This is a genomic window from Micropruina sp. (genome assembly GCF_047607385.1).
Lineage (GTDB): Bacteria > Actinomycetota > Actinomycetes > Propionibacteriales > Propionibacteriaceae > Micropruina.
Genome location: NZ_JASGDE010000170.1, coordinates 1 through 25,115, shown reverse-complemented (window position 1 = coordinate 25,115; position 25,115 = coordinate 1). Strand labels below are relative to the sequence as shown.

Genomic DNA, 25,115 nt, shown 5'->3' with positions numbered 1-25,115 from the left:
AGCGCCCCCGAGTATATCGACCCGGCGCACGGGCACCTCCACGCCGGCCCGGCCCTACCGGCAGCCTTCCCGGGTCAGCGGGAGTCAGACGTCCAGCAGTTCGGCCAAGGTGAGCGCCCGGCGTCCGGTCAGGTCGGCGAGCTGGGTCCGGCAGGAGAAGCCGTCGGCCAAGGCGATCGCGTCCGCTGGGGCGGCGTCCAGGGCGGGCAGCAGGTGTAGCCCGGCGACGGCGACCGAGACGTCGTAGTGGCCCCGCTCGACACCGAAGTTGCCGGCCAGGCCGCAGCAGCCGGTCACCGTCACCAACGTGGCGCCGGTGCTTCGCAGCAGAGCGGCGTCCGCGTCCCAACCCAGGACGGCGCTGTGGTGACAGTGCGGCTGGGCCACGACGGTCAGCCCGGAAAGCTCCGGCGGTCGCCAGCCGGGGGTCCGGCCGAGCAGCTCGGCCAGAGTGACCAAATGGTCCGCCACCTGGGTAACCCGCGGATCGTCGACGAGCTTGCCGGCCTCGTCGCGCCACACCGCCAGGCAGGAGGGTTCCAGCCCGACGATGGGCACGCCGGCCACGGCCAGCGGCGACAGCACATCCAGCGCTCGGCGGATCCTGGCCGCTGCCGCATCGAGTTGCCCGGTGGTGATCCAGGTCAGCCCGCAGCAGGCGTCCGGGCCGATCAGTTCGGGGCGGTAGCCGGCAGCGCTCAGCACCCGCAGGGTGGCCGGCAGCTGACCGCCGGCGAACCCGCGGCTGAACGAGTCGACCCAGACCGCCACCGGGCCGAGGCGGCCCGGCTCGGCGGCGACGCGTCTGGGACCGGTGGGGTCGGCGCGGAGAAGGTCGGTGGGGACGGGGTTGGTGGAGCCGGAGTTGGTCGGGACGGGTTCGGTGGGGCCAGGGGCGTCGCGGAGAAGATCGGTGGCGCCAGGATCGGTGGGGACGGGTTCCCGACCGGCGATGTCGGCCGGTGCGAACCGACCGGTGCGGAAGGTCGGCACTTGGCGCCGGGCGTCCACCCCGGCCAGGGCGAGCAACAGCCGGCGCAGCCCGGGCGTCCGGAGCGCGCCGTTGGCCAGCGCCGCCAGCCCGGGAACCGCGGTGACCAGCCGGGTCCAGCGCGGCAGCCAGCCCAGCGTGTAGTGGGCCAGCGGGCGGAGGCGTCCGGCATGGGCTCGATGGAGCGTCCGGGCCTTGTCCCAGGCCAGATCCACCCCGGTGGGACATTCGCTGGCGCAGGCCTTGCAGGCCAGGCACAGGTCGAGCGCCGCGGTCACCTCCGGCGAGCGCGGCGAGGCGAGCAGCGAGCCGTTCTCCAGTTCCTGCAGCACCCGGGCCCGACCGCGGGTGGAGTCCTGCTCCCGCCGGGTGACCTGGAACGACGGGCACATCGCGTCCGCCGCGCCGGCGGCGACGCAGCGACCGACCCCGGTGCAGCGGTGCACGTCGGCGGCCAGGCCGGTCAGCGGGTGCGACACCTGGGCCAGCCGCAGGTCGGCGTCCAGCGGTGCCGGGTCGACCAGCACCCCGGGGTTGAGCAGATTGTCCGGATCGAACAGCCGCTTGACGGCCGCGAACAGGCGCAGCGCCGCCGGCGAGTACATCCGCGGCAGCAGCTCCGAGCGGGCCCGGCCGTCGCCGTGCTCGCCGGACATCGAGCCACCGTGCGCCGCGACCAGATCGGCGGCCTCCTCAATGAACCGGCGGTAGGCGGCGGTGCCGCCCGGCGTCCCGAGCGGGAAATCGATCCGGCAGTGCACGCAGCCCTCCCCGAAGTGCCCGTAGGGCAGCCCGTGCAGTCCGTGCCGGGCGAGCAACGCCTCGAACGCACGCAGGTAGTCGCCCAGCCGTTCCGGAGGCACCGCGGCGTCCTCCCAGCCGGCGTGCGCCGAACGGTCCAGCGCCACTCCCGCGTAGCCGGCGGCGTCGGCCCGCAGCCGCCACCACGCGGCGGCCGTGGACGGGTCGTCGGCGACCACGGCCCCGAGGGCAGCCGGCAGCGCCGCGAGCTCGGACGCCTCGGCACGCAGCGATGCGGCGTCCGCACCGGCCAGTTCGACGAACAGCCAGCCCCGTCCGGGTGGCAGCGCAGGCACGGCCGCGCCGGGTCGCCGCAGCGCCCCTGCATCGCGGCGCTCCAGCACCGGGGCGACGATCCGGGCGTCCAGCCCCTCGCAGGCCCGCGGTCGATGGCGCAGCACCTCCGGCATCGCGTCGGCGGCATCGGCCAGCGACTCGAAGCCCAACGCCACCAGCACGGTGTGCGGCGGATCCTCGGCGAGCCGCACCCAGGCCCGCCGCACCACCGCGAGGGTGCCCTCGGAGCCGACCAGGAACCGGGCCACGTCGAAGCCGTTCTCGGGCAGCAGATGCTCCAGCGAATAGCCGGACACCTGGCGTCCGAACCGGCCGAACTCGGTCCGGATCACGCCCAGGTTGGCGGCCACCAGCTCGCGCAGCGCCCTCAGCATCGGCGACCGATGGGTGCGCAGGTCGGCGCCCGGACGCAGCTCCAGCCGCTCACCGGTGCCGGTGATCAGGTCCAGCCCCTCGACCACGTCACTGGTCCGGCCATAGCCGAGTGCGCGCGGGCCGCAGGCGTTGTTGCCGATCATGCCGCCCACCGTGCAGCGGGACGCGGTGGACGGATCGGGCCCGAACCGCAGCCCGTGTGGACGCCCGGCCGCGGTCAGCTCGGCCTGCACCACCCCGGGCAACACCACGGCCAGCCCGGACGCCGCGTCCAGCGACTCGATCCGGTTCAGCCGGCGGGTGTCGATCACCAGTCCGGGACCGACCGCGTTGCCGGCGCATGACGTCCCGGCGCCTCGCAGGGTGATCGGCAGCCGGCTCGCCAGCGCGGTGTCCACGGCCTGGTCCAGGCCCGGCAGGTCGTCGGGGACGCAGACCGCCTCGGGCACCACTCGGTAGAGCGAGGCGTCGGAGGTGTAGAGCGCGCGGCTCAGTGGGGAGCGGTCAAAGGCGGGACGGCCCACCCGCTCAGTCTGCCACCTCGAGCACGGCGTTCATGGCGCGACCGAGCGCCTCGTAGTCGGCCGGATCGACGACGTCCACCAGGACCTCGCGGACCGAGGCGACATGGTTCGGGGCCGCCGTCTTGAGCAGGTTCAAGCCGTTGGCGGTGAGCACCGCGATCACGCCGCGGCGATCGTCCGGGCAGCTCTTCCGCAGGATCAGGCCCTTGGCCTCCATCCGCGCCACGGTGTGGGTGAGCCGGGAGCGGGACTGCCGCACCCGGTCGGCCAGTTCGGACATCCGCATCTCGAGCTGATCAGCCTCGGACAGGTTGACCAGGATCTCGTACTCGCCCAGATCGAGACCGAACGGGCGCAATTCGGCGTCCAGCCGATCGTTGATCCGACTCACCCCGGCGAGGTAGGAACGCCACACCACCTGCTGGTCGGCGGTCAGCCATCGAACGGTGTCGGTCGTCGCGGTCACGTTCCACAGCCTAACATCGCTCGTTGAACGGTAAACGGAATCTTCGCAAAACCCTCATCGCAGTGAAACTGACTAGGGGAGACCCCGGTGCTTGTCGAGTACCGCAGTTGTCCCGAGGCCGCGGCCCCGCCTGCTGCCGCCGGGCTCCGGCGTCCCCGTAGAATGGCGGGAATTCGGCACCGACGCCGTGGTTGAGACAGGAGTGACATGAACACCCAGGCCGAAGCCATCCTGCACGGTAAACCCACCTCGGTCGGCGCGCTGCTGGACTGGCGAGCCGAACAGACTCCGCATTCCGAAGCCTTCCGCTATCCCGAAAGCGACGACACCTGGCAGTCGCTGACCTGGTCGCAGACCCGGCAGCGGGTCCGCGAACTCGCCGCCGGCCTGCTGACCCTGGACGTGGGCCAGGAGCAGCGGGTGGCGATCGCGTCCACCACCCGGCTGGAGTGGATCCTGGCCGATCTGGCGATCAGCGCGATCGGAGCCGCGACCACCACCATCTACCCGAACACCGCCCCCGACGACTTCCAGTACATCGTCGAACACTCCGCCTCCCAGGTGCTGGTGGCCGAGAACGCGGATCAGGCCGCCAAGCTCTCCGGCGCCGACCAGGTACGCGTCGTCGTGCTGATCGACGGCGAGGGCGACGGCGACCGGACGGTGTCCTGGGCCCAGCTGATCGCGCGCGGCAAGCAGCTGCTCAGCGAGCGGCCGGACTGCGTGGAGGCGGCCCGGGACGGGATCGGCCTGGACAACCTGGCCACCCTGATCTACACCTCGGGCACCACCGGACGCCCCAAGGGCGTGGAACTGACCCACCGCAACTGGATCTACGAAGGCTTCGCCGTCGAACGGCTGGAGATCATCAGCTTCGACGACCTGCAGTACCTGTGGCTGCCGCTGTCGCACGTGTTCGGCAAATGCCTGCTGGCGATCCAGGTGGCGATCGGGTTCAGTTCGGCGGTGGACGGCCGGGTCGACCGCATCGTGCACAACCTGGGCATCACCAAGCCGACCTTCATGTGTGGCGCGCCCCGGATCTTCGAGAAGGTGCGGGCGACGGTGCTGTCGTCCAACGCGATCGGCCTCAAGGGCAGCATCTCGCGCTGGGCGTTCGGCGTCGGCCGGGAGAGCCGCTCCTACCGGCTGGCCGGACGCCGGCTGCCGCTGCTGCTCGCGCTGCAGTACCAGGTGGCCGACCGGCTGGTCTTCAGCAAGCTGCGGGACCGGCTGGGTGGCCGGATGAAGTTCATGGTGTCCGGCTCGGCGAAGCTCAACGCCAAGGTGCAGGGCTGGTTCTACTCCGCCGGATTGCTCATCGTCGAGGGCTACGGGCTCACCGAGACCACCGCGTTCTCGTTCGTGAACCTGCCCGCCGAACCCCGCTTCGGCAGCGTCGGCAAGGTGGCGCCCGGCTCCGAGGTGCGGATCGCCGAGGACGGTGAGGTGCTGCTCCGGGGCCCGGGCGTGATGCGCGGCTACCACCACGCCCCCGAGCTCACCGAAGAGGCGATCGTCGACGGCTGGTTCCACACCGGCGACCTGGGCGAACTCGACGCCGCCGGCAACCTGACCCTGACCGACCGCAAGAAGGACCTGATGAAGACCTCGGGCGGCAAGTACGTGGCGCCGCAGAAGGTGGAGGGTGCGCTGGTGGCCGCCATCCCGTTCGCCAGCCAGGCGGTCGCGGTGGGGGACGGGCGCAAGTACATCTCGGCGCTGCTCACGCTGGACGCCGACAACCTCAAGCGCTGGGCCGCGATCAACGACATGGCGGACGCCGACTACGCCGAGATCGCCTCCAGCGAGAAGCTCCGCGAGGCCGTCCAGCCGCTGGTCGACCGGGCCAACGCCGGCCTGGAGCGCTGGGAGACGGTGAAGAAATTCGTCATCCTGCCGCAGGAGTTCAGCGTGGACGACGGCGAGGTGACGCCGAGCATGAAGGTGCGCCGGTCGGCCATCGTGCGGCACTTCGCCGACGAGATCGACTCGATGTACGAGCGCGAGCCGGACGACGAGTGAAGCCCGCCGCGGTCGTCCAGGTCCCGCTGCGCTGGGTGGATCTCGATGCGCAGGGGCACGTCAACAACGCGTTGATCGCCGACTATCTGCAGGAGGCGCGGGTCCGCTTCCTGCTGGAGGGCGAGAACGCCGCGCTGCTCGGCAACGGCACCCTGGTGGTGGGTCACCAGGTGGAATACCGGGCGCCGGTGGAGTTCCGCAACGATCCGGTCGAGGTGCGGCTCTGGGTCGGCGACGTCGGCGCGTCCCGGTTCACCATCGGCTACCAGGTGGTGCAGGGCGAGGTGGTCGCCGCGCAGGCCCGGACGGTGCTGTGCATCTTCGACTTCGCCACCGGACGCCCGCGCCGGATGACGCCGCAGGAACGCGGCTGGTTCGCCGCGCGCAGTTCGGAGCTGGCGCCGCTGCGCCCGCTGGGCCGGTGGCGTCCCGGTCCGGCCGCCTACACCGCGCCGCTGACCGTGCGCTGGACCGACCTGGACTCCTACGGGCACGTCAACAACGTCCGCTTCTTCGACTTCGTCGCCGAGGCCCGGGTGCAGATGTCCGGGGACGCCGACCCGGCCGGCAACCGGATGTCGGCGGCCGTCGAAGCCGGTTACCTGTGGATGGTGGTCCGCCAGGACGTCGACTATCTGGCCCAGCTGGACCACCGGCTGGAGCCTTATCAGACCCGGGTGGCGGTCGTCGAGATCGGCCGGACGTCGATGACGCTGGTCGCCGAGGTCACCGACCCGCTGGCTGGCACCGTCCATGCCCGGGCCCGGACCGTGCTGGTCTGCGGGGATCGCGCCGGGCGTCCGATCCCGGTGCCGGAGGAATTGCGGCACGGTCTGGAGACCTGGCCCGCCGAACCGGCCGGCCGCGGCTGAGCCCGCTGTGTCCGCCCCCGACCAGGGCGTTCACTACAATCCGGCCATGCAGCGGAAAGCCACCTCCAAGGATGTCGCCGACCTTGCCGGGGTGTCGCGGACCGCGGTCTCCCTGGTGCTCAACGGGCACGGCGAGGGCAACATCGCGCCGGAGAAGCAGGCCCTGATCAGGGCCGCGGCGCGCACGCTGAACTACGCGCCGCACGCGGTGGCGGTCAGCCTGCAGAGCCGGCGCAGTTCGATGATCGGCGTGATCACCGACCAGATCGCCACCAGCGCGCACGCCGGCATGCTGCTGCGCGGGGCCTCGGACGCCGCGGTCGCGGCCGGCTACCTGCTGCTGGTGATCGACACCCAGCGCGACCCGGACCAGGAGGTCCGCGCCTACGACGTGCTGCGGAACCAGCAGGTCGACGGTCTGCTGTTCGCCGCGATGAGCCTGCGGCCCTACGCGCCGCCGTCGCTGGTGCCCGGCGGGCCGGCCGTCCTCGCCAATTGCTACGACCCGGACGACCGGGTGCCGGCCTTCGTTCCCGACGAGATCGGCGGCAGCCGGGCGGTGACCAACCATCTGATCGAGTTCGGCCATCGCGACATCGCGATGATCAGCGGCTCGCACGACGCGGTCGCCGCGGAACTGCGCGAGCAGGGCTTCCGGGAGGCGATGACCGCTGCCGGGCTGAGTCCGCGGGCCCCGATGCTGGCCGGCTGGGAGATCGACAAGGGCTATGCGGCGGCGATGCAGGTGCTCACCGGGCCCGGCCCGCTGCCCACCGCGATCGTCTGCGCGAACGACCGGGCGGCGGTCGGCGTGATGCTGGCGGCCGGGGCGTTGGGGCTGTCGGTGCCGCGCGACCTGTCGGTGGTCGGCTACGACGACGATGACAACGTGGCGCCCTACCTGGTGCCGGCCCTGACCACGGTGCGGCTGCCGCACCGCGAGATGGGGGAGGAGGCCATGCGGGTGGTGCTGCACGCGGTCGCGGAGGGCGGCGGCTCCGGCCGTCCCGGGGAGCCGGCCGGCGCAGAGCCGGCGACGGTCGAGTCAGCCGCCGGGCCGGACGGCGACCCGGAGCGGGTGCCGCGCACCCTGCTGGAGTGCCCGCTGGTGGTCCGGGACTCGGTGGCCCCGCCGCGCTGACCGGCCCCGCCGCGCTGACCGGCTCCCCGCGCTGACCGGCTCTCGGCGGATCAGCCGAGAGCCCAGACCTGGCAGTCCGCGGCGGAGCGGAGCTCCCAGTGGCTGGTGGCGGTGGGGTAGTGCCGCGAGGTCAGCGACGGGCCGGTGCCGAACACCTCCACGATCGAACCGTCGACGAACAGCCGAGCGGCGCCGGTGGTCTGGGCGACCACCACTCGGGTGCCCTGTTCCGGGTCGGCCAGGGCCAGTTCGACCGGGCCGTCCGCGACCACCTCGAAGGCGTTCGCGGCGATCACGCCGTCGGCTCCCGGCAGCAGGCGCCCGGTGCGGAGCCCGGCGAGTTCGGCGGCGGGACGGCTGACCAGCCGGTCGTCCGCCAGCCCGAGCTCGCGTGGGAAGGTCAGCGTGCCGGCCCAGCCGGCCGCCTCGATCGCGGACGCGGAGCGGTCCAGGCCCTCCCAGGCCCAGCCCCAGAGCAGCACCCGGCCCGGCTCCACCAGCACCTGCGGGGCGTAGAAGGTGGCGCCGTCGTCCACGCTGCCGCCGCCGCGGGTGACGAAGCGCAGGCCGTCGCCGGCCGGAACCAGGTCGCCGATCAGGTAGCGCACCCCGCAGAGCTGGTGGAAGCCGGACGCGTCGCGCCACAGCGACAGGATGATCACCCAGCGTTCGCCCAGCCGGAACAGGTTCGGGCACTCCCAGATGTTGGCTGGCGCCACCTCGGCGGCGATCGGATCGTCGTAGGTCAGCAGCGGGCCGAGGAACGTCCAGGAGTCGAGGTCGTCACAGGAGTAGAGCAGCAACTGCGGAGAACCGGTCGGCTGCCCGGCCCCCTGGACGGCGTAGCGCCGGCCGTCCAGGGTGAACACGAACGGGTCGCGCACCTGGGACACCCCGGGGTCGTCCGGGTTGCCGATCTTGCCGACCGGGTCGGCGGTCCAGGTGCGCAGCGTGCGGTCGCTGCGGGCCAACCCGACCACGGCGTTGTCCGGGCCGTCGTGCACCGCGGTGTAGACCGCGGTCGGGACGCCGGCGTCATCGACCACGCAACCCGACCAGCAGCCCTGCTGGTTGATCGTGCCGGCCTCCGGCGCCAGCGCGATCGGCTCCTCGCTCCAGCGGATCAGGTCGGAGGAGGAGACGTGCGCCCAGTGGATGTTGGTGTGCCGCGGGCCGTCCGGATTGTGCTGGTAGAAGACGTGATAGCGGCCGTCGATCCGGGACAGGCCGTTGGGGTCGTTCAGCCAGCCGTGCCGGGGATGAATGTGCAGCCACGGCCGGATCGACTGATCGGACGGCGGTGCGGCGTCGTGCTGCTGCGTCATTGTGCTCACTTCGGTGGACGGGACCGGGCGGTCGTGGCGGGGAAGGGGCGGTGCGGCGGTGTCGTCGGGGCCCCGCGCCGCTCGGCGTGGAGCGACACTGCTGCGGTTGCCGCAAGGGGAGATTAGCGAATCGGGAGCGGGCCGCCCGACCCGGTGGTGGGGACGAGATGGTCGGGAACGGAGTAGGCCCGCCGGCGCCGGGATCGTGGAGACGAGACGATCGCGCGGCGCCGACGGGCTGACCGGGAACTGCTACTTGCCGGCGCCTGCGGTGAGGCCCTCGCGCAGCGGCTTCTGGCCGAAGATGAAGACCAGCAGTGCCGGGATCATCGAGATGATCACGCCGGCCAGCACGGTGGCGACCGAGCCGCTGCCGAGCTTGCCCTGCAGCGACACCAGGCCCAGCGGCAGGGTGAAGTTCTGCTCGCTGATGGTCATGATCAATGGCCGGAAGAACTCATTCCAGTGGTAGTTGAACGCCAGGATTCCGACGATCGCCAGACCGGGTGCCGACAACGGCAGGTAGATGCTGAAGAACGTCTTCCACGGACCGGCGCCGTCGATCTCGGCGGCCTCGCCGAGCTCGGCCGGCAGGCCCATGAAGTACTGCCGCATCAGGAAGGTGCCGAATGCCGTCGGCAGTGCCGGAATGATCAGCGCCAGCAGCGTGTCGGCCAGGCCCATGCCACGGATCAGCATGAACACCGGGACGATCGTCACCTGCATCGGCACCATCATGGTGGCCAGGATGACCGCGAACAGGCCGTTCTTTCCCCGGAACTCGAACCGGGCGAACACGTAGCCGGCCATCGCCGCGCTGATCATCTGGCCGGCGGCGGCCAGCAGGGTGACCAGGGCGGTGTTCCACAGGTAGAGCCAGACCGGGATCTTGGTGAACACGTCGGCGAATGCCGACAATCCGGGCGTGACCTCGTGGGTGACCGGATCCTGCGGGTTGAGCGCGGTGATCAGGGTCCACACCACCGGGCCGATGGTCAGGAAGACGCCGATGGCGAGCACCAGGTACTTGGCGAACGCTCCGAGACCGGCAAGCGGTGAACGGGTTGTGACTGCATCGATGTTGCTCATGAAAACCTCACCCGTAGAAGACGTAGCGCTTGCTGAGCTGGAACTGGAGCGCGGTGACCAGCATGATCACCAGCGTCAGGACGATGCCGATCGCCGATGCTCCACCGAAGTCGAGCTGCCGGAACGCCGACTCGTAGATCACCATCACGGCCGTCCGGGTCTCGTCGCCGGGGCCGCCACGGGCCAGCACCCAGGGCTGGTCGAAGATCTGCAGCGCGTTGATGATCGCCATCACCGAGGCCACCAGCATGGTCGGGCTGATCAGCGGAATGGTGATGTGCCGGAACTGCGCCCAGCCGACGACGCCGTCGATGGAGGACGCCTCGTACACCTCCTTCGGAATGCCGGCGATGCCGCCGATGAACATCAGGAAGGTGAAGCCGAAGTTCTGCCACACGTAGACGATCAGGACGACCACCTTGGCGCCGAAGCCGGTGGTCAGCCAGCCCACCTTGCCGACGCCGATCAGGGTGAGGAACTGGTTGACCAGGCCGAACTCGTAGTTGAACAGGTAGGCCATGATCAGCGACACCGAGGCCGCCGACAGGATCAGCGGGAAGAACAGTGCCGAGCGGAAGAACGTCCGCAGCCAGGTGGGCATCTTGGACTGCACCAGGATGGCCAGGCCCAGGGCGATCGCCAACTGCACGATCACCGCGGCGACGACGAAGCCCAGGGTGTTGAGGAAGGACACCCGGATCGTCGGGTTGGCCCCCATCTGGACGAAGTTGTCGAAGGCGACGAACTGCGGCGGGGTGATGATGTCCCAGCGGAAGAACGCCAGTACGACGGAGCCGATGATCGGCACCACGCTGAACAGGCCCAGCCCGATCACCGTGGGTGCCAGGAAGGTCCAGATCAGCGCCTGGTTCTTCTTGCGCGGATTGCCGCCGGTCGCTGCCGGAGCGGCTTTCTTGGTCGATGCGGTGGTGGACATTAGCGTCCCTTCAGTGCGAGTTCGAGGTCACGCTGCATCAGCTCCAGGCCCGGCTTGACGCCGTTCGGCCCGTTCATGATGGTGCTGACCACGTTCTTGAGCAGCGCGGATTCGACCGCCGCCTGCTGCGGCGGGGCAGGCATCGGTCCGGTGGTCGGGAATTTGACCAGCGTGTCGTAGAAGACGTTCCAATGCGCCGGGCCGGTCCCCGCGCCGTAGAGCTTGTCGTTCAACGAGCGACGCGGCAGCGACGAATCCGGCTTGTTGTGGGCGATCGACATGCCCTCGATCGACACGCAGTACTTCAGCCATTCCCAGGCCTCGTCCTTGCGCTCGGACACGTCCATGATGGCGTAGCCGCCGGCGCCGAACTGGTGGCGCTGGCCGTTCATCGCCGGGAAGAAGGTGACGTCGTAGGCGTCGTTGGCGACACCGGCCTCCTTCAGGCCCTGCACCCAGTACCCGCCGGCCGGGGTCATCCCGACCGCGCCGGTGGAGAACAGCGCGACCAGCTCGTTGCCGCCGCCCTGGGCCGGGTTGGCGGCCAGGCCTTCGCTGACCAGCCGCTGCAGCACCGAGAAGCTCTCCACCGTGGCGTCGTTGAGGGCGTCCGCGTTCTCCCACAGGTAGCCGCCGCCCCGCGGCGTCTCCTTGGGATAGAACTTCTGCCAGAACCAGTCGCCGCCGGGCGCCTTCTCCTCGGTGAGGAAGCTGGTCTTGTTGACGTACAGCCACGGCACCACGCCGCCCCACAACCGGTTGTTCCAGAAGTAGGGCAGGAAGCTGCCCTGGCCGCTGGCCTTCATCTTCCGGGCGACGGTGAAGAAGTCGTCGACCGTCCAGTTGTCGTTGGGCCGTTCCAGACCGGCCCGCTGCAACGCGGAGGTGTTGTAGAACACGTTCGCGGCGTTGAAGTTGTCCGGCAGCTGGAAGAGGCTGCCCTTGTAGAGGAACGACTCGATCAGCGAGGGATGGACGTCGTCGAAGTACTCCTGCATCTCCGCGGCGTCGCGTTGCACGAACTCGTCGAGGGGATGGGCCATCCGGGAGGCGAACAGCTGGGTGCCCTCGGTAGCCACGGTGACCACGTCCGGCGGGGTGCCGGCCGCGATCATGGTGAGGATTTTCGCGAAGTACTCGCTCCAGTCCTGCCCCTGGATCGCCACGATCCGGACCGGGATGTCGGGGTGTTTGCGCTGGAACCCGTTGATCAGGTCCTGGCGCTGGAGGGCGTCCTGCTCGGTTCCGAAGAGTGCGATGGTGAGGGCGCTCTTGCCGCGCCCGGGGATGTCGGCACCGGTCAGTCGGGGGAACGAGAGAGCGGTGCCGACGACGCCCAGACCGATCGCCCCGAGCACAGCTCTTCGTGTCAGATCAACCATGTTTTTCTCCTTCTTTGGAGACCTAACTCGTATTAGGTAGGCCAATCGTCATCGCTGTCGCAGCCGATGTCAACAGTTCGGCAGGTCGTATCCGGCCTGGTGGCGCGTCGGAAGGGGAGGCTCTAATTCTTTTCTTTTCTGTACAAAGAAAAAGGACGTGTTGTGCCGGTTGGCTCCCCGCCCGGTGGCCCCCGGAACAAGCGGACGGCCGCCGAGTCCGAAGCCGGAAGCCTCGGACGCGGCGGCCGCGTCCAATCAGATCGACATCAGTGGGTGTCTTCGGCCTCCACCTCGGAGTGGTCGCCCGACCACAGGGTGTGGAAGGTGCCCGGCTTGTCGATGCGCCGGTAGGTGTGCGAGCCGAAGAAGTCGCGCAGGCCCTGGGTGAGTGCGGCGTTGGTGCGCTCGGCGCGGACCAGGTCGTAGTAGGACAGCGCGGAGCTGAAGCCCGGGATCGGCACCCCGGCCTCGGTGGCGCGGGCCACCACCCGGCGCCAGGCGTCGTTGGACGCCGCTAGCTCGGCGCGGATCGAGGGCGCCTCCAGCAGCGTCTCCAGGTTGTTGGCCGCGTACTCGTTGGAGATCCGGTCGAGCAGCTTGGCCCGGATGATGCAGCCGGCGCGCCAGATCCGGGCGCAGGCGGCCACGTCGATGTCCCAGCCGTACTCCTCGCCGCCGACCTTGATCAGGTGCAGGCCCTGGGCGTAGGCGATCACCTTGGCGCACCACAGCGCCTGCCGGACGTCGGCGATGAACGCCTCCCGGTCGTCGACCTTGATGCTGCCGTCCGGGCCCTCCAGCGCGGCCTGCGCGGCGGTGCGCAGCGACGGGCTGCTGGACGCCGCCCGGGCGAACACCGCCTCGGCGATCGCGGCGGCCGGCACGCCCAGGTTGAGCGACTCCTGCACCGTCCAGGTGCCGGTGCCCTTCATCCCGGCGGCGTCCACGATCACGTCGATCAGCGGCTTGCCGGTGGCGGCGTCCACCGCGCGCAGCACCTCGGCGGTGATCTCGATCAGGTACGAGTCCAGGTCGCCGGTGTTCCACTGGGCGAACACGTCGGCGGCCTCGGCGGCCGACAGGCCAGCGCCCTTGAGCAGGTCGTAGGCCTCGCCGATGAACTGCATGTCGGCGTACTCGATGCCGTTGTGCACCATCTTGACGAAGTGGCCGGCGCCGTCCGGTCCGATCCAGGTGCAGCAGGGCTCGCCGTCGTACTGGGCCGACACCTTCTCCAGGATCGGGCCGATGTGGGCGTAGGAGTCCTTCGGCCCGCCCGGCATCATCGCCGGGCCGAGCAGGGCGCCGGTCTCGCCGCCGGAGATGCCGCAGCCGATGAAGTTGAAGCCGAACTCGGAGATCCGCTTCTCCCGGCGCCGGGTGTCCGGGAAGTGGGTGTTGCCGCCGTCCACGATGATGTCGCCCTGGTCCAGGTGCGGCAGCAGCGAGTCGATGGTGGCGTCGGTGGCGGCGCCGGCCTTGACCATGATCAGGATCCGGCGCGGCTTCTCCAGCGAGTCGACGAACTCCGCGACGGTCTCGGACGCGATGAAGTTCGCCTCCGGATGTGCCGCCAGCACGGCCTCGGTCTTGGCGTAGGTGCGGTTGAAGATCGCCGTCTTGAAACCCTTACTGGCGAAATTGCGGGCCAGGTTCGACCCCATCACCGCCATGCCCACCACGCCGATCTGCGCGCTGCCCGTCTTGTCGCTCATCTGCATCCTCACTGCTCGGGAGTCCTTGGTAAGCCGCTTACCTAGCGATCATTTCACCAGAACCACCGCCCGCGCTGGGTTGAGCGGGTGTCGTCGTGGACAGCTTGCTGCCGGCCGGGCGTCCGGTGGACCGATGGGGACGGTTCTTTTCGTACCACGCCTGGCGAGCGTCGGGGTCAGAGCGGGCTGGGCGCGGTGGGCGGCGCCCCGGCCCGCCGGACCGCGGAGGGCAGCAGGCTGATCTTGGTCCAGATCTTCACCGACAGCTGGTTGGTCAGATCCTCGATGCCGGCGATGGTGCTCAAGGTGGTGCGGTCGTCGGTGTCCTCGCCGAACAGCGCGGCGGTCTTGCCCACCATCGACAGCAGCTCCGAGCAGTAGTCGAGGTAGTTGGCCAGCTCGATGGAGGTCATCCGCAGCGGAACCGTGGCGGTGGTGGTGTGGAAGTCCGGACGGAGCCGCTCGGGATCCTTGGTGAGCTGGTGCATGTCGACCACGTGGGCCAGCGAACGCAGCCGTTGCAGGGTGGCCAGGTCGCCGTGCCGCTGCAGCCGCTCGGGCAGCGCCCAGAGGAAGTAGATCGCCACGCCGGCGAAGATCGCGTCGTTGACCAGCGACTCGAAGACGCTCAGCCAGTCCCAGCCGCTGGGGCCGGCGCCGGGTGCGGACTGGCTGACGATCACCGCCAGCGCCGCCAGCAGTCCCGCGACCGCCACCGCGATCAGCAGCCGGCAGGACAGCGTCAGCCAGCGCCGCCGGATTCGCCAGGCGTCCTGGCGCTGCTGCAGATGATCGATCACCTGGATCAGCTGGCCGGGCAGGAAGCGGAGATTCCGGGTCGGGAAGCGGGTCCGGATCCGATGGTCCAGCCGCACCACCGTGGCCCGGACCGACGCGGCGTCCAGATGCTGCGGGTCGGCCGGCATGGTCGGATCGGACACGGCGCTCACCCTACCCTCGGGCGGTTCGGGGCGATGAAACCGCTCCCGCCGTCCGGCGGGAGACTCCGCCGGACGGCAACAGGCTCTAGGCTCGGCAGTCCGGCCAACAGAAAGGCAGGCATCGTGGCCCGTCGGCTCACCCGGTCCCGGGACGGACGTCCCGCGCCCGGCGTCCGCATCGTCCATCTCGGGCTAGGCAACTTCTTCCGCGCCCACCAGGCCTGGTACACCGACCGCGCCGGCGACGCCGACCAGTGGGGCATCGCCGCCTTCTCCGGACGCTCGGTGGGCATCGGCTCGGAGCTGGCCCGGCAGGAGAACCTGTACACGCTGGTCACCGTGGGCGCCGAGGGCAACGAGTACCGGGTGATCAGCTCGATCGCCGCCGTGCACAGCGGCGGCGACGTGGACGCCCTGCTCGGCTACCTGGTCGACCCGCAGGTCAGCGTGCTGACCATGACGGTCACCGAGGCCGGCTACCGGCGCAACGACAAGGGCCGGCTCGACCTGGACGACCCGGACGTCGCAGCCGACATCGAGGCGATCGCCGCCGGCAACCTGCACGCCGTCCGCACCGCGCCCGGCAAGCTGGTCGCCGGACTGGCCGCACGCCGGCAGGCCGGGGCCGGGCCGATCAGCCTGGTCTGCTGCGACAAGCTGCCCGACAACGGCGTGATGCTGGCCGGCGTGCTGGGCGACCTGGCCGGACGCGCCGCCCCCGATCTGGTCGGCTACCTGAGCAGCGAGGTGGGGTTCATCACCACCCTGGTCGACCGGGTCACGCCGCGGGCCACGGACGCCACCCTGACGGCGGTGCGGGACGAACGCGGCGTCGACGACCAGGCCGCGCTGGCCACCGAGCCGTTCAGCGAATGGGTGCTGGCCGGTGAGTTCACCGGCCCGCGTCCGGACTGGGAGGCCGCCGGCGCCGAGTTCGTCGACGATCTGGTTCCCTACGAGCTGCGCAAGCTCTGGCTGCTCAACGGTGCCCGCTCGCTGCTCGCCTACGCCGCGACCATCCGGGGCCACCGGACAGCCTCCGAAGCCGTCGCCGACCCGATCGTCCGGGGCTGGCTGGACGAATGGTGGGACGTCGGGCAACGCCAGCTGCCGCTGCCCGACGACGCCGTCCGGCCCTATCGGGCGGCGCTCCTGGACCGGCTCGGCAACCCGCGGATGCGCGACCGGCTGAGCCGGTTGGCCGCGGATGGGTCGCAGAAGATCCCGGTCCGGATCGTCCCGGCCCTGGTCGCGGACCGCAAGGCCGGGAACAGCCCGCTCGGCGCCGAGCGGGTGGTCGCCGCCTGGACGCTGCACCTGCGCGGACGGGGCGCCCCGTTCAACGACGCCCGGGCCGACACCGTCCGGGCCCTCGGCGAGGGCAGCCTGGCGGAGTCGGTGGGCAAGGTCTGCGACTTCCTGGAGATCGCCGATCGGGATTCCCGGGCCAGCATCCTGGCCCTGGCCGCGAGACTGGAGGGCTGAGAGAGATGGCACAGGCACCCCACGATGCCCAGGTGGTGATCGGGCTCGACGTCGGCACCACCGCGGCCAAGGTGTCCGCGTTCGCGCTGGGCGGCCGCTGGCGGGTCAGCGCGGGCAACGAGTACCCGTTGCAGCAGCCGCAGACCGGCTGGGAGGTGCAGGAGCCCGAGGTGATGTGGCGGGCCCTGCGCGAGGGCCTGGTCGAGATCGCCGCCGAGGTCGGCGCGGCCGAGGTGATCGGCATCGGCGTCTCCACCGCGATGCACGGGCTGATCGGCCTGGACGCCGACCAGCGCCCGGTGACCCCGCTGCTCACCTGGGCCGACTCCCGTGCCGCCGAGCAGGCGATGCGGCTGCGGGACACCGAGCTCGGACGCCGGCTGCACCGGACCTCGGGCACCCCGATCCATTCGATGTCGCAGCTGACCAAGCTGCGCTGGTTCGCCGAGAACGATCCGGAGACGGCGTCCGCGGTGCGCTGGTGGGTGGGGCTGAAGGACTTCGTCCTGCTGCAGCTCACCGGACGGCTGGTCACCGAGGTGTCCAACGCGTCCGGGACCGGGCTGCTCGATCTGGCCGCCCGGGACTGGAGCGACGAGGCGCTGGAGGTGGCCGGCGTCCGGCGCGAGCAGCTGCCGCCGGTGCTGCCCACCACCGAGGCGCTGCTGCTGCGTCCGGAACTGGCCGCCGACCTGGGGCTGCCCGGCGAGGTTCGGGTGGTGTTGGGTGCCGGTGACGGCCCGCTCGGCAACCTGGGCGTCGGTGCCCTGGAGCCGGGGGTGGTCGGGCTCTCGCTGGGCACCTCGGGCGCGGTCCGGATGGTCACCGACCGGCCCTACGTGGACGAGCGCGGCACCCTGTTCTGCTACAACCTGGCCGACGACGCCTGGGTGATCGGCGGCGCGATCAGCAACGGCGGCATCGTGGTGCGCTGGGGCGGTGACGTGTTCGGCGTCGACTTCGCCGACGAACCGGGCGGCAACCCAGACGGGATGCTGCTGGAACTGGCCCGCGACGTCCCGATCGGGGCCGACGGGCTGATCGCGCTGCCGTTCCTGATGGCTGAGCGGGCACCGCTGTGGAATCCCACTATTCCGGGTGCGTTCCTCGGCGTCCGGCGTAGTCACACGCGGGAGTACTTCGTCAGGGCGGCCGTCGAAGGGGTGGCCCTGATGCTCTCCACCGTGGTCGACGAGCTGGACCGGGTGAGCCCGATCCGGCAGATCCGGGCCACCGGGGGAGTGTTCCGCTCGACGCTGTGGCGCGACGTGCTGGCCGCCGCGCTGGGTCGGCCGCTGGTGGTCACCGACGGTGCCGAGGGCACCGCGCTGGGCGCTGCGGCGTTGACCTTGTACGGCCTGGGCCGGTCGGCGTCCCTGCGGGACGCGTTGATCATGCTGGGTGCCGACCCCGATGCGGGTTCGGACGAGTTGGTGCCCGACCCCGCCGACGTGGCCGCCTACCGCGCCGTCCGCGCCGGCATCCCGGCCCTGCTGGCCCGCTACGACGAGGTGCGCACCCTGTTCTCCTGACCCCCGACCCGAACGCTCGGTGGGTGGGCATCCGGTCGGGTTAGGGGAGCAGGTCCCAGTACTTCCGGCGAGCTGGCATGGCGTGGATGACCAGTTCATCACCGCCGCTGAAAACCAGAACGATCGTCTCGAGCAGGCGTGCGCGGGTGTCGAAGCCGAGTCGTAGTTCACGGCTGGGCTCGTCGTCATCCAAGGGTTCGACCCACAGCGGCCACTCGGCGGCTTGGACGACATCGTCAGCCGGAACGCCGTGCTTGAGTGCGCTGGAATGGACTTTCACGCTGCGTAGTGGCTCAGCGCGGCCCTGATCGCCTCCGAACGGCTCAACTGGTGGCGGGCGGCCGCGGCGTCCAGCGCCTGCAACTCGTCAGCCGTGAGCCGCACCGCGACGACTTGCATCGGCTCGGCCCCACGACCCGGACGTCCGCGCCCGCGACGCTTCAACTCGGCAACGTCATAACCGGCCTCGGCCTCGTCGGCCCACTTCTGAATCTGTTCCTCACTCACCACAGGAAAAGTGTATAACGAAAATTGCCGCTGTCGCTCGACTCACCTGGTCCAAGTCAACAGACCGTCAGCGCTTTCCCAATCCAGGCAGGCCGCCCGAGACTATCGAGCGCACGCCGAACAAGCGCCGGCGGTCTGCGGCGAGGATGGCCTTGATGACTGTTTGGCGGTGACGGACTGCCTTGTTGACGAGTGGCTCTGGGATCAGGGGCGAGTTTCCGCGCGGTCTTCCTCAGTGCGCGAGGGCTCTGGCTCCCATATCGTCGCCACAGACCCTGTTCCGAGGCTGGCCTGCGGGCGTCCACGACAAAAGCTACCGTGAGCTCAGACTGGCGGGCGCGGAGAGTGGATTCGACATGCTGTGCCCCGTTGGTTCCACCAGCCATTGATCGAGTGCCCTAGCGGCGGTAGGTGGGGCGTCCGGCCCAGAGGGTTGCGATCACCGGGTCGGGGAGATCGCGGCCGTGGTACGGGTTGTTGCGCGACTTGGACGCCGAGGCGTCCCGGTCGACGACCGAACGGGCGGCGGGGTCGACCAGCACCAGGTTGGCCGGCTCGCCGACGGCGATCGGACGTCCCTGGGTGGACGTCCGGGAGAGCCGGGCCGGTGCGTAGGACATCCGCTCCACCAGGGTGGGCCAGTCCAGGCGTCCGGCGTTGATCATCACTTCGAGCACCACCGCCAGCGACTGCTCCAGGCCGAGCATGCCGGGCAGCGCGATGTCGAAGGGATGGTCCTTGTCCTGCCGGGCGTGCGGGGCGTGGTCGGTGCCGACCATGTCGATGGTGCCGTCGACCAGCGCCTCGCGGACCGCCTCGATGTGCTCGTCGGTGCGCAGCGGCGGGTTCACCTTGAAGGTGGTGTCGTAGCTCTCCACCTCGCGGGTGGCCAGGTACAGGTGGTGCGGGGTCACCTCGGCGGTCACGTTCACCCCGCGCGACTTGGCCCAGCGGATCACCTCGACGCCCTCGGCGGTGGAGACGTGGCAGACGTGCAGCCGTCCGCCGGCGAGCTGTGCCAGTTCGACGTCGCGGGCGATGATCGCCGATTCGGCCTGCGCCGGCCAGCCCGGCAGGCCCAGGCGTCCGGAGATCTCCGATTCGTGGCAGCAGGCCCCGGTCCCGGCCAGCCGGGTGTCCTGGGCGTGCTGCGCGATCACCCCGTCGAAGGTCTTGGCGTAGGTGAGCGCGCGGCGCATCACCAGTGAGTCCATCACGCACTTGCCGTCGTCGGAGAACATCCGGACGCCGGCCGCCGAGCGGTTCATCAGCCCCATCTCGGAGATTTCCTCGCCGGCCAGGCCCTTGGTCACCGAGCCGACAACGATCACCTCGGCGCTCGCGGTGCGCCCGGCCAGCGCCTTCAGGTACTCGGCCGCCTCGGCTGAATCGGTCACCGGATCCAGGTTCGCCATGGCGTGGACGGCGGTGTAGCCACCGCGTGCCGCGGCCAGGGTGCCGGTCGCGATGGTCTCGGCGTCCTCGCGTCCCGGCTCGCGCAGATGGGTGTGCGAATCGACCAGGCCGGGCAGCGCCAGCAGCCCGTCGGCGTCGATCCGCTCGGCGTCGGTCACGTCGGCGGCCGGCACGAACACCCCGCCGCGGACGCCCAGGTCGCCGCGGCTGCCGTCGGTCAGCGCAGCACCGGTGATCAGCAGGTCTCTCATTCGGGGCTTCCTCCCAGCAGGTGGTACAGCACGCTCATCCTCACCGACACGCCCGCGGTGACCTGGTCGAGGATCAGCGAGTTGGCGGCGTCGGCGGCCTCGGACGAGATCTCCAGACCGCGGTTCATCGGGCCCGGGTGACAGATCGCCGCACCCGGCCGTAGCCGGGCCAGCCGCTCCGGCGTCAGCCCGTACAGCTCGGTGTACTCCCTCGCCGTGGGGAAGAATCCGCCCTGCATGCGTTCCCGCTGCACCCGCAGCATCATCACGATGTCGGACGCCTCCAGCGCCGCGTCGAAGTCGCTGGTCACCTCGCAACCCCACTGCTCGACACCGGTCGGCAGCAGCGTCGGGGGAGCGACCAGGATCACCTTCGAGCCCAGGGTGCGTTGCAGCAGCACATTCGAGCGCACCACCCGGCTGTGCAGCAGGTCGCCGACGATGGCGATGGTCTTGCCCTCGAAGCCGTTGTCTCCAGGCTCCATCGTCCTGCTCTGCCCACCCTCCGCGGAGCGGAAGTGCCGCCGCATAGCGAAGGCGTCCAGCAGCGCCTGGGTCGGGTGCTCGTGGGTGCCGTCGCCGGCGTTCACCACGTGCGCCTTCACCCAACCCGCCGCCTGCGCGACCGCCCCGGAGGAGCCGTGCCGGATCACGAAGCAGTCGGTGCCCATCGCGTCCAGGGTGAGCATGGTGTCCCGCAGCGACTCGCCCTTGGACGTCGATGAGCCCTTGCCGGTGACGTTGATGGTGTCGGCGGACATCCATTTGCCGGCCATCTCGAAGCTGGTCCGGGTGCGGGTGGAGTCCTCGAAGAACATGTTGATCACGGTGCGGCCGCGCAACGTCGGCAGCTTCTTGATCGGCCGGCCCTGAATGGTGTGCATCTCTTCGGCGATGTTCAGGATCGAGGTGATCTCGGCCAGGCTCAGATCGCCGGCGCTCAGCAGATGTCGCATCAGACCTCCGTCAGACTGATCGTGACGGCGTCGGCCTCGTCGATCTCGGCGAGCCGGACGTTGACCCGGGCATCGGGTGGCACCTGCACCTGTTTGCCGACGTGGTCGGCCTGGATCGGCAGCTGCCGGTGACCGCGGTCGATCAGCACCGCCAGCTGGACGATGCGGGGGCGTCCGACGTCCTTCAACGCGTCCAGGGACGCCGCGATGGTGCGTCCGGTGAACAGCACGTCGTCGACCAGCACCACGGTCAGGTCGTCGATCGAGCGCGGGATCGAGGTGCGGCCCACCGCCCGGGTGGGCTGCCGGCGCAGGTCGTCGCGGTACATGGTGATGTCCAGTTCGCCGACGCCGACCTCGGTGCCCTCGATGCTGCGGATCGCGTCGGCCAGCCGACGGGCCAGCAGCACGCCGCGGGTCGGGATGCCGAGCAGCAGCAGGTCGTCGCTGCCGGCGTTGGCCTCGACGATCTGGTGTGCCATCCGGGCCACGGCGCGCGCGATGTGATGGCCGTCCCACGCGAAGTGGGCGGGTTTCTTGGTCACGCGGTTGCTCCTGTAAGGGTTGGCAGCGGACCGGTTCGGACGTCGAAACGGCCCGCGGCACACTCTATCGAGAGCGCGGAGGGCACCTCGACACCACATTGCCCTGCTTCGGCGTCCTTCACCGGGTTCAAACCGAGTGAAGGACGCCGAACGAGGGCAATGTCGGGACGGGTTGCGGCAGTGCGGGGTCGTGACGTAGCGCACGCCGTGCAATACCCTGTGACCCATGTTCGGACTGATCCCGCTCGAGACCCTCCCGGGTTGGCCCGAGGCCCCCGATCCCACCGCGATCGAGACGCTGACCGTGCTGCTCGGTATTCCCGCCGCCATCGCGGCCGTCGTGCTGCTGCTCGGCATGGCGCCCAGCTGGTTCGGCGGCGGCAAGACCAAGTAGTCCCGCTGGACCCGGAGCCCGTCTGTCGGCGGGCTCATTCGGTCGCCTCCGGAGGACGGTGTCGCCTCCGGACGCCGGCTCAGCCGGCCGCCTCCTGGCAGCGCAGCGCCCGCTCCACGTCGTCGCGCCGTTCGCTGACCATCCGTCGCACCGAATCGGTGAGGTCGGTGCTGGCCACCCACGCGTCGATCCGGGCCAGCAGCGCCCGGTCGCCGAAGGGCCGCGGGAAGAGCAGCTCGCCGACGTTCTTCCGGATCGCCAGCGAGCGCTGCCCCCAGCCGTTGCGCTGGGCGGAGATGTCGGCCATCACCGCGAACCAGGCGTCCACGTAGGGCGCCAGCACCGCGTCCTGATCCAGCGCCCAGAAATTCGCGCAGATCTGGGTGTGGGTGGCGTTGGGCACCGTGACGTCCTCGATGGCCAGCCGCCAGGCCTCGGCCTTGGCAGCCGCGTCCGGACGCGCCGCGCGGGCCCCGGCCGCCTTCTCGGCACCGGTGGCGGTGTTGTCCCGGGCCAGCTCGGCGTCGATCCCGGCCTCGTCCAGGCCGCCCAGCCGGGCCAGTTCGGCGACGAACCGCCAGCGCAGGTCGGCGTCCACGATCAGCCCCTCCGGCACCTCCTCGCCGGCCAGCCAGGCCCGCAGCAGCTCCGCGCCGGCCGGTGTGGTCAGTGAACCGGACAGCGCCCGGACCAGCGCCAGCTGATGGTCGGAGCCCGGCTCCACCTGCTTGAGCAGCCGGACCAGACCGGCCGTCCAGCGGGTCGCCAGCGCGGGCCGCGCAGCCGGCGGGGTGTAGTAGCGCACCGCGGTCTCGGCCTGTGCCAGCACCGCGGTGACCGCGGTCAGGTCGGTCTCCACGGCGATCCCGCGGGAGACCAGGTCGACGTAGTCGGCGGCGCTCAGCTGGGCGTCCCGGCACATGTCCCAGGTGGCGCCCCAGAGCAGCGCCCGGGCGACCGGATCCCGGAACTCGTGCATCCGGGCGACCACCACGTCCAGGCCCAGGTCGACCCGGATCTTGGCGTAGGACAGGTCGCCGTCGTTGAGCAGCACCACCGCCGGCGCCGGGACGCCGACCAGGGCGTCCACCTCGGTGCGGGCGCCGTCGATGTCCAGCTCGACCCGGTGCACCCGCTCGATGCCGTCGTCGGTCGGGTCGTAGCAGCCGATCCCGATCCGGTGCCGGCGCAGCGTCGGCCACTGCTCGGGCGCCTGCTGGACGACGGTGAACCGGGAGAACCGTCCCTGATCGTCCAGCTCGTACTCGCTGGTCAGGGTGTTCACCCCGGCGGTCTGCAGCCACTGCCCGGTGAAGAAGGCCAGGTCGCGTCCGGACGACTCCTGCAGCGCCCGCAGCAGGTCGGTCAGCTGGGTGTTGCCCCAGGCGTGCCGGGCGAAGTACGTCCGGACGCCGGCGAGGAACGGCTCCAGCCCGACGAAGGCGACCAGCTGGCGCAGCGCCGAGGCGCCCTTGGCGTAGGTGATGCCGTCGAAGTTGAGCTCGACCGCCTCCAGATCGACCATGTCGGCGGCGATCGGATGGGTGGACGGCAACTGGTCCTGGCGGTACGCCCAGGTCTTGCGCTGGTTGCAGAAGGTGGCCCACGGGTCCTCGCCGCCGTGCCGCTTGCGGATCTCGTCCTGGGCGAAGTGGGACGCCCATTCGGCGAACGACTCGTTGAGCCACAGGTCGTCCCACCAGGTCATGGTGACCAGGTCGCCGAACCACATGTGCGCCAGCTCGTGCAGGATCGTGTTGTCCCGGGACTCGTAGGCGGCCGAAGTCACCCGCGACCGGTACAGGTACTCGTCGCGGATGGTGACGCAGCCGGCGTTCTCCATCGCGCCGGCGTTGAACTCGGGCACGAACACCTGGGCGTAGTCGGTGAACGGGTAGGGCTCGCCGAAGTGTTCCTCGAAGACGTCGAAGCCGCGCGCGGTGGTGGCGAACAGCCGCTCGGTGTCCAGGTGCGGCGCCATCGAGGCCCGGCAGGACAGCGAGAACGGGATCTCGGCCTCCCGTCCGGTATAGCTGCTGCGCACCGTGTGGTACTCGCCGGCGATCAGGGCGGTGATGTAGGTCGAGATCGGCGGCGTCGGCGCGAACTCCCAGCGGCCCAGGTCGCCGGCCACCACCGGCTGCACCTCGGGCGAGTTGGACAGCACCGTCCAGTGCGCCGGCGCGATCACCGAGAAGGCGAAGGACGCCTTCAGGTCGGGCTGGTCGAAGCAGGCGTAGACGCGACGAGCGTCCGCCACCTCCAGCTGGGTGTAGCAGTACACCCGCGAATCGACCGGGTCGACGAAGCGGTGCAGCCCCTCGCCGGTGTTGCTGTAGCGGCAGACGGCGGTGATCGCCAGCACGTGCTCGCCCTCGCCGACCTCGAAGGACAGTCGTTCGCCGTTGAAGCTTGTGGTGTCCAGCGGTGCGTCGTCCAGAGTGGCGGTGACGATCGAGTCGGCGATCAGGTCGACGAAGCTGCTGCCCGCGGTCGAGTCGAACGCGATGGTGGAGGTCGAGGTGAAGGTGGTCGGCGATCCGGTCAGATCGACCGTGACCTGATAGCGGTGTGTGGTCAGCAGTCGCGACCGGGCATTCGCCTCGTCGCGGGTGATGTTGGCCGGGTACATGGTCCTCCAGGTTGGGAGAGTCGGGCCAGGCGGTCACAGGTTGGGAGTGGGGCCAGGCGGTCACAGTACTCCAGCGGGTCAGCCGGGGGCATGCCTCCCAAAGGCTACTTCCGCCCCTGCCGGGGGCTCGCCGAGGGCGCAGCGGACGAAGCCGGCCAGCCGCGCGGCGTAGCGCTCGGCCAGGCCGGCGATGGGTTCGACCGGTGTGCCGGGCAGGACGGCGGCCTCGGCGAGCCCGGCCCGGTGTGCGGCGAGCAGGGCGGCGCCGACCGCGACCGGTTCGGACGCGGTGGTCAGGGTGGTCGGGACGCCGGCCAGGGTGGCCCGGATCCGCGGCCACAGCGGGGCCCGGTGCAGCGGATGCCCGCTCAGGCTGAGGCCGGTGGGACGCCGGCCGGCCAGCCCGGCTTGAACGTCGATCACCCACTGCGCCTGGTAGCCGAGCGCTTCCAGGGCGGCCACGCCGAGGTCGGGCGGGTCGCCGATGCTGCGGACGCCGGCTGCCGGGGCGGGCTG

General features: G+C 70.5%; 21 protein-coding genes. 6 read left to right on the top strand and 15 right to left on the bottom strand.

From position 1 onward, the window contains the following. Positions 1–84 precede the first annotated feature (84 nt). Together QM582_RS14835 and QM582_RS14830 are read right to left on the bottom strand one after the other, a co-directional pair. Positions 85–2,988, bottom strand: a complete 2,904-nt coding sequence (locus QM582_RS14835; RefSeq protein ID WP_415085667.1) for an FAD-binding and (Fe-S)-binding domain-containing protein — start codon at positions 2,986–2,988, stop codon at positions 85–87. A 4-nt stretch (positions 2,989–2,992) separates the two neighbouring features. After that, positions 2,993–3,454: a MarR family winged helix-turn-helix transcriptional regulator gene (locus tag QM582_RS14830; protein ID WP_415085666.1), complete on the bottom strand. Its 462-nt coding sequence runs from the start codon at positions 3,452–3,454 to the stop codon at positions 2,993–2,995. A 207-nt stretch (positions 3,455–3,661) separates the two neighbouring features. Here QM582_RS14830 and QM582_RS14825 point away from each other — a divergent pair, with 207 nt between their 5' ends. The 3 genes from QM582_RS14825 to QM582_RS14815 are packed head-to-tail and all read left to right on the top strand — an operon-like array spanning position 3,662 to position 7,492. After that, entirely contained in the window at positions 3,662–5,479 is a 1,818-nt protein-coding gene (locus QM582_RS14825; protein ID WP_415085664.1) for an AMP-dependent synthetase/ligase, read from the top strand. After that, entirely contained in the window at positions 5,476–6,351 is an 876-nt protein-coding gene (locus QM582_RS14820) for an acyl-CoA thioesterase (RefSeq protein WP_415085662.1), read from the top strand. Before QM582_RS14825 ends, QM582_RS14820 begins: the two co-directional genes overlap by 4 nt. Before the next feature lie 46 nt (positions 6,352–6,397). Beyond that, positions 6,398–7,492, top strand: coding sequence for a LacI family DNA-binding transcriptional regulator (locus QM582_RS14815; protein WP_415085660.1), 1,095 nt, complete (start codon positions 6,398–6,400; stop codon positions 7,490–7,492). Positions 7,493–7,542: 50 nt separating this feature from the next. Here QM582_RS14815 and QM582_RS14810 read toward each other — a convergent pair whose 3' ends face one another. The 6 genes from QM582_RS14810 to QM582_RS14785 form a co-directional block, all read right to left on the bottom strand. Then, positions 7,543–8,817, bottom strand: coding sequence for a glycoside hydrolase family 32 protein (locus QM582_RS14810; protein ID WP_415085658.1), 1,275 nt, complete (start codon positions 8,815–8,817; stop codon positions 7,543–7,545). Between the two features lie 252 nt (positions 8,818–9,069). Next, positions 9,070–9,906, bottom strand: coding sequence for a carbohydrate ABC transporter permease (locus tag QM582_RS14805; RefSeq protein WP_415085656.1), 837 nt, complete (start codon positions 9,904–9,906; stop codon positions 9,070–9,072). Positions 9,907–9,913: 7 nt separating this feature from the next. Continuing rightward, positions 9,914–10,843: a carbohydrate ABC transporter permease gene (locus QM582_RS14800; RefSeq protein ID WP_415085654.1), complete on the bottom strand. Its 930-nt coding sequence runs from the start codon at positions 10,841–10,843 to the stop codon at positions 9,914–9,916. Next, on the bottom strand, positions 10,843–12,225 hold the full coding sequence (locus QM582_RS14795; protein WP_415085653.1) for an extracellular solute-binding protein: 1,383 nt from the start codon (positions 12,223–12,225) through the stop codon (positions 10,843–10,845). The genes QM582_RS14800 and QM582_RS14795 overlap by 1 nt, the downstream gene beginning before the upstream one ends. 266 nt (positions 12,226–12,491) lie before the next feature. Beyond that, positions 12,492–13,940, bottom strand: a complete 1,449-nt coding sequence (gndA, locus tag QM582_RS14790) for an NADP-dependent phosphogluconate dehydrogenase (RefSeq protein ID WP_415085651.1) — start codon at positions 13,938–13,940, stop codon at positions 12,492–12,494. 176 nt (positions 13,941–14,116) lie between these two features. After that, positions 14,117–14,881, bottom strand: a complete 765-nt coding sequence (locus tag QM582_RS14785) for a hypothetical protein (protein ID WP_415085649.1) — start codon at positions 14,879–14,881, stop codon at positions 14,117–14,119. Positions 14,882–15,004: 123 nt separating this feature from the next. Between QM582_RS14785 and QM582_RS14780 the strand changes: the two genes are divergently transcribed. Together QM582_RS14780 and QM582_RS14775 are read left to right on the top strand one after the other, a co-directional pair. Then, positions 15,005–16,366: a mannitol dehydrogenase family protein gene (locus tag QM582_RS14780; protein WP_415085648.1), complete on the top strand. Its 1,362-nt coding sequence runs from the start codon at positions 15,005–15,007 to the stop codon at positions 16,364–16,366. Positions 16,367–16,371: 5 nt separating this feature from the next. Beyond that, positions 16,372–17,898: a gluconokinase gene (locus QM582_RS14775; protein WP_415085646.1), complete on the top strand. Its 1,527-nt coding sequence runs from the start codon at positions 16,372–16,374 to the stop codon at positions 17,896–17,898. Between the two features lie 40 nt (positions 17,899–17,938). Here the strand turns inward: QM582_RS14775 and QM582_RS14770 are convergent, their stop codons facing one another. From QM582_RS14770 to pyrR, 5 genes are all read right to left on the bottom strand, one after another. After that, positions 17,939–18,178, bottom strand: coding sequence for a hypothetical protein (locus QM582_RS14770; protein WP_415085644.1), 240 nt, complete (start codon positions 18,176–18,178; stop codon positions 17,939–17,941). Then, positions 18,175–18,405 carry a ribbon-helix-helix protein, CopG family gene (locus tag QM582_RS14765; RefSeq protein ID WP_415085643.1) on the bottom strand — a complete coding sequence of 77 codons (231 nt, stop codon included), beginning with the start codon at positions 18,403–18,405 and terminating at the stop codon, positions 18,175–18,177. The genes QM582_RS14770 and QM582_RS14765 overlap by 4 nt, the downstream gene beginning before the upstream one ends. A 398-nt stretch (positions 18,406–18,803) precedes the next feature. Continuing rightward, positions 18,804–20,072, bottom strand: a complete 1,269-nt coding sequence (locus QM582_RS14760; protein WP_415085642.1) for a dihydroorotase — start codon at positions 20,070–20,072, stop codon at positions 18,804–18,806. Continuing rightward, complete coding sequence (locus QM582_RS14755; RefSeq protein ID WP_415085640.1) at positions 20,069–21,028, bottom strand: aspartate carbamoyltransferase catalytic subunit; 960 nt, start codon at positions 21,026–21,028, stop codon at positions 20,069–20,071. The genes QM582_RS14760 and QM582_RS14755 overlap by 4 nt, the downstream gene beginning before the upstream one ends. Further along, positions 21,028–21,573 carry a bifunctional pyr operon transcriptional regulator/uracil phosphoribosyltransferase PyrR gene (gene pyrR / locus QM582_RS14750; protein WP_415085638.1) on the bottom strand — a complete coding sequence of 182 codons (546 nt, stop codon included), beginning with the start codon at positions 21,571–21,573 and terminating at the stop codon, positions 21,028–21,030. Before pyrR ends, QM582_RS14755 begins: the two co-directional genes overlap by 1 nt. Positions 21,574–21,799: 226 nt before the next feature. Between pyrR and QM582_RS14745 the strand changes: the two genes are divergently transcribed. Further along, on the top strand, positions 21,800–21,967 hold the full coding sequence (locus QM582_RS14745; protein ID WP_415085637.1) for a hypothetical protein: 168 nt from the start codon (positions 21,800–21,802) through the stop codon (positions 21,965–21,967). Positions 21,968–22,046: 79 nt separating this feature from the next. Here QM582_RS14745 and pepN read toward each other — a convergent pair whose 3' ends face one another. Continuing rightward, positions 22,047–24,599 (bottom strand): aminopeptidase N, encoded by a 2,553-nt coding sequence (pepN, locus tag QM582_RS14740; RefSeq protein WP_415085635.1) that lies wholly within the window; start codon positions 24,597–24,599, stop codon positions 22,047–22,049. 78 nt (positions 24,600–24,677) lie between these two features. After that, positions 24,678–25,115 (bottom strand): FGGY-family carbohydrate kinase (locus QM582_RS14735; protein WP_415085634.1); only part of this gene is annotated, 438 nt, incomplete at its 5' end.

Excerpts from the sequence above, each read along its gene's own strand:
- QM582_RS14825 (WP_415085664.1), top strand. The coding sequence starts at position 3,662 with ATGAACACCCAGGCCGAAGCCATCCTGCACGGTAAACCCACCTCGGTC.
- QM582_RS14815 (WP_415085660.1), top strand. The coding sequence starts at position 6,398 with ATGCAGCGGAAAGCCACCTCCAAGGATGTCGCCGACCTTGCCGGGGTG.
- QM582_RS14810 (WP_415085658.1), bottom strand. The coding sequence starts at position 8,817 with ATGACGCAGCAGCACGACGCCGCACCGCCGTCCGATCAGTCGATCCGG.
- QM582_RS14805 (WP_415085656.1), bottom strand. The coding sequence starts at position 9,906 with ATGAGCAACATCGATGCAGTCACAACCCGTTCACCGCTTGCCGGTCTC.
- QM582_RS14800 (WP_415085654.1), bottom strand. The coding sequence starts at position 10,843 with ATGTCCACCACCGCATCGACCAAGAAAGCCGCTCCGGCAGCGACCGGC.
- QM582_RS14795 (WP_415085653.1), bottom strand. The coding sequence starts at position 12,225 with ATGGTTGATCTGACACGAAGAGCTGTGCTCGGGGCGATCGGTCTGGGC.
- gndA (WP_415085651.1), bottom strand. The coding sequence starts at position 13,940 with ATGAGCGACAAGACGGGCAGCGCGCAGATCGGCGTGGTGGGCATGGCG.
- QM582_RS14775 (WP_415085646.1), top strand. The coding sequence starts at position 16,372 with ATGGCACAGGCACCCCACGATGCCCAGGTGGTGATCGGGCTCGACGTC.
- QM582_RS14760 (WP_415085642.1), bottom strand. The coding sequence starts at position 20,072 with ATGAGAGACCTGCTGATCACCGGTGCTGCGCTGACCGACGGCAGCCGC.
- QM582_RS14755 (WP_415085640.1), bottom strand. The coding sequence starts at position 21,028 with ATGCGACATCTGCTGAGCGCCGGCGATCTGAGCCTGGCCGAGATCACC.
- QM582_RS14745 (WP_415085637.1), top strand. The coding sequence starts at position 21,800 with ATGTTCGGACTGATCCCGCTCGAGACCCTCCCGGGTTGGCCCGAGGCC.
- pepN (WP_415085635.1), bottom strand. The coding sequence starts at position 24,599 with ATGTACCCGGCCAACATCACCCGCGACGAGGCGAATGCCCGGTCGCGA.